Annotated in this window: 3 protein-coding genes; all 3 read right to left on the bottom strand. The window is 31.7% G+C overall.

From position 1 onward, the window contains the following. Nucleotides 1-215 precede the first annotated feature (215 nt). Nucleotides 216-1,121, bottom strand: coding sequence for a site-specific DNA-methyltransferase (locus WC223_14060; GenBank protein ID MFA6925365.1), 906 nt, complete (start codon nucleotides 1,119-1,121; stop codon nucleotides 216-218). Further along, nucleotides 1,114-1,935: a hypothetical protein gene (locus WC223_14055; protein ID MFA6925364.1), complete on the bottom strand. Its 822-nt coding sequence runs from the start codon at nucleotides 1,933-1,935 to the stop codon at nucleotides 1,114-1,116. Before WC223_14055 ends, WC223_14060 begins: the two co-directional genes overlap by 8 nt. 255 nt (nucleotides 1,936-2,190) lie before the next feature. After that, a complete protein-coding gene (locus WC223_14050; protein ID MFA6925363.1) occupies nucleotides 2,191-2,523 on the bottom strand; it encodes a hypothetical protein in 333 nt (110 codons plus the stop codon). Nucleotides 2,524-2,587 lie beyond the last annotated feature (64 nt).

Below are 2,587 nucleotides of genomic sequence, written 5' to 3'. Positions count from 1 at the left end.
AGTCGAAATTAACTTTTTCGTAGTCTTTTTTTCGACAGGGTTGAGTCTTGAGTTTTGTCATTGTTTCCGTTTTATTGGTTAATTTTTAGTCAACCGATTTTAGGAAATGACAATAGGGGAAATGGCTGCTAACGGTCGGGGCTTGGCGATTGGCGGGCATTTGATACCTGCGTCACTTTCCCCCGAAAACAAATTTATAAATAATTACTGAATTATCAAATTACTTCTGACTGCCCGCTAACGCTAAGCCCATGTTGGCGGTTCGTGCTTTCTTTTTCTATGTTTGTAAACAAATCAACTTTCTGTGAAACTGTTTTGTTGTTTTGTTGCTGAAAATATTTAAGTCGTTGTTCGTACCTAATTTTTCCGTTATTGTCTAAGCGGTCTATAATCATATGGTAGTAGTCAGAATGGATTTCGCAACTGATAAAATTGCGTTGTAAATTTTTGCAAAGAACTAACTCGCTGCCGCTACCGCCAAACAAAATAAAACAGTCATCATCTATATTTGTACAAGATTTAATAAGCATTTCTACCAAAGGCAATGGTATTTGACAAGAATGAAATGTTTTGTCTTTTGAAACATTTTTTACAAGGTCAAAATAAAACCAACTATAAGGCATTCTACCTAGATGTCCATCTGCAATTCTTCCTTTAATTCTTTTATCTGTTGGGTTTTGATATGGGACTGCAACATTGTCTTTGTAAAAATTATTGTCTTTGCTTATTGTTGCGTGTAATATGGAACGGTGAGCAGTTGTAAATCTTCTTGGGCTATGTCCAACATTTGTATTGTATGTCCAAACATATTCTTGTACATCGTACGCATTGTCGTCTAAAAAATTAACTCTTAAATATGCATTCTGTTTTGGGTAATTCATCATAAATAAATTTCCCGTTGGTTTAAGCACTCGCAAACTTTCCTTTGTCAATTCAACATACCAGTCAATATATTCATTCCATTTCGTAGTGTAATTTTTTCCAGCGTAGTTAATGCCAACATTATAATCAGGATCTCCATAAACCATATCTAAACAGCCGTCTGGCAGTTCTTTTAAAACTTTCAAAACATCTTCATTGAAAATTTTATTTCTAAAATTATTTAATTTATCGCTACTCATCTTTTTTATTTACTAAATATGGAGTTAAGTGTTTTAGCAATTCTTTATTGGAAAGCACACAAATGCCTCTTGTCTTTGCAAACATTTGTATTGTAGATGTAATTAATTTAACATCAATTATTCCTTTCGTTTCTGTTTTATGAATAATATCTAAAATAAAATTACTAATCATCAGTGGTGCGCTTATTACCGTGAGAATTGTATTTACTCTCCCAACCTTATTGTTGTATTTTATAAAGTCGGGTTTGTCATTAACAATATGATATTTCACATCTTCATTCCAACCAAGTAAATCTATAAAATGCAAATATTCTAACAATCCTATTTCATTTGTTTTGAACTTATCCATAAATCCGTCCTTCAAGCCAAACTCAATTTTCTCAATGTAATCCAATAATTCATTGGAAGGCAAGTATCGAAATTTACTTTCTTTTATTTCTTGATGGTCTAATAGAAAGCAATTACGATAAAGTAACACTAAAACTTTCTTGAAAGTAATTTGATTGATAATAGAAATTTTAATCAGGTATTCCCAGATTTTTTCAAATGACCAGTTATCAGTTTCGCTTATTCCATTTGCTCCAACATTCGGAGACATGTCATATACATTGGGTATTTTTCTTAAAGTTTCTTTTCCTGGTTTATGAAAATACGTTTCTTTTCCATTGGGTAGAGAGGATATTAAATGTTTTTGTTTGTTTTTAATAGTGCCACTTTCAAAAGCAATCGCTTCCTCAATTCTTTTTGTTCTTTTCGCAATAAATTCTTTATTACTCGTAAAGATTTTTGTTGTTATTATATCTTTTGTTGGCATTTTGTATTTATATAATTTTGTGCCAAATGTAATAAAAATAATTATCTGTGCGGAAATTAATGTATTTTTTTGTTTATCAATGTCGGGTTAGCACTGTTTTCATAGCATGACCGCCAACGTTTGGGGCTAAGAAAAGGCGGGCAATTAACTCGCACTTCATTTTCACCCGAATACAAATTTATAAATAATTACTGAATTTCAAATTACTAATTTCTGCCCGCTTTTTTTTAGCCCATGTTGGCAACAGGTGTTTTATCATGGTATAATTCCTATCTTGTAAGTCTCATGAGAAATTATTTTCCCACTAATTGCATCAATTATAACGCACTCTTCAACTCTAGTTTCGTAAGGTGTTGTCCTCCCAGAATGAACATTTTGTATTATTTCCAGTGTTTGAGTTACATGCCAAAAGTATTTCTTCTCTTCGGAATTATAGCTAATTGATGCTTTAAGACTATCAATACCATTTTTTAGATTTTGTTGTTTTGTTAACGAAATTGCCATCTCTTTGTTGATAAAATCACAAGATTTAGCACTCCAATAAGTTTTCGGTATGAATTCCAAGTCAGGAAAATTATCTAATTGCAACTTTTTGTTTAAACTGTCTTATACTGAAATAGGTTGACCATTTTTCGTTAAATAGATCGGAAGA

Source organism: Bacteroidales bacterium (assembly GCA_041671145.1).
Classification (GTDB): domain Bacteria; phylum Bacteroidota; class Bacteroidia; order Bacteroidales; family JAHJDW01; genus JAQUPB01.
This window is presented reverse-complemented; position numbering and strand designations above follow the sequence as displayed.

Bases quoted from the DNA above. Each gene is read 5' to 3' on its own strand.
- WC223_14060 (MFA6925365.1), bottom strand. From the start codon at position 1,121: ATGAGTAGCGATAAATTAAATAATTTTAGAAATAAAATTTTCAATGAA.
- WC223_14055 (MFA6925364.1), bottom strand. From the start codon at position 1,935: ATGCCAACAAAAGATATAATAACAACAAAAATCTTTACGAGTAATAAA.